This window comes from Ruminococcus difficilis (assembly GCF_016680995.1).
This window is the reverse complement of sequence record NZ_JAEQMG010000182.1, coordinates 1-1,156: the sequence shown is the minus strand read 5'-3', so window position 1 is coordinate 1,156 and position 1,156 is coordinate 1. Positions and strand designations below refer to the sequence as shown.

Here is a 1,156-nt window from a genome sequence, read left to right as displayed (position 1 = left end):
CTCTTCCGATCTCAGTTCGAGCGGTGTTTTCCGAACGAGCACACGATCATCACCGTTCCCGAAAGCCCGATGTTCAACGCGCCTGAAGCGGCTGTCGTCACCGAGCCGCGCCTCAACCTTATCCGCAAAGCAGGCAGAGAGTACGCCGAGAGCGGAACGATCGGCGAGGATTTATTAAAAGAGATAACCTCGCCGATGATCCCCGAGGAGCAGTACGCGCAAATCGTCAATGGTACCGTCAACTGAAACCAATCAATCAGATCAAAGGAGATAACCGCTATTTCACGGAAGTATCAGAGGCTTTGGCAAATGAATTTGCGGAAGTATCTAATTGGACAGAAAACACAAAATCCAGATATCTGGGAGGTGTTTGTAAGCATTTTCTTTGGCTTGAAAACAATGGATATTACGATTTACAGAAAATTGACGGGGATGTGATTCAAAGGTATTTTATCTATCTTTTAGATGCCGGATGCTGTGGAAGAACAATATTGAACACAAAAGGATATTTGTACTTGTATCTGCCTTGCTCCAGCTGCTTTTCCTGTTCGATCAAAACACGGAGACGAGGCACTTTGTTTTCAATGCGCTCGCAGATTTTGAGCTGCTTGCGCAAGGGCGTTAGCTTCTTTGTGATTTCTCTGCATTGTTATTTTAAAGAATTATCTTCTTCTGGCGTTTTCGCCCTGCGTATTTGATTTCGGATATGCTGCCGCTCGCTTTCATAAGCCTTGATTTGCTCAGCGATTTTCTTTCGGCAAGATATAAAATCCTCTGCGCATTCCACGTTGTGGTCACGGAGAAAATGATATTCTTCCAGCGTTCGGTCAAGATTCTGTATTTCCAATCTCAATTCGGGAGATACCGGACGATAGTCTCTTTTTTGCACGTTGTTGCCCGTGATGAGCTTGGCGATCGTGATAATCAGGTCGAACAGCGCCGTGATAACATAGGGTTCTGTTCTTTTCTCAAAATCCCGTATCCGTACAATAAGCGGCTGGCGCTGATAATATGATCTCGGTGTATAGAAATCTACAAAGTATTTAGGCTCTGCTGAAAAAGCTCTCCGATAGCGAAAAGCAACAATATATCAAATATCCTCTATCATTTCTCCACAAGATATGGTATAATACTCATATAGCGGATGACCCCAAAA

At 44.2% G+C, this 1,156-nt stretch carries 2 protein-coding genes; one reads left to right on the top strand and one right to left on the bottom strand.

The window, feature by feature from the left end; translation table 11 throughout:
* The coding region (locus tag JKK62_RS16280; RefSeq protein WP_201428843.1) for a hypothetical protein at positions 1 to 246 on the top strand (246 nt) is incomplete at its 5' end.
* 403 nt (positions 247 to 649) lie between these two features.
* Here the strand turns inward: JKK62_RS16280 and JKK62_RS16275 are convergent.
* Positions 650 to 847 (bottom strand): hypothetical protein, encoded by a 198-nt coding sequence (locus tag JKK62_RS16275; RefSeq protein WP_207752217.1) that lies wholly within the window; start codon positions 845 to 847, stop codon positions 650 to 652.
* Between the last annotated feature and the right edge of the window lie 309 nt (positions 848 to 1,156).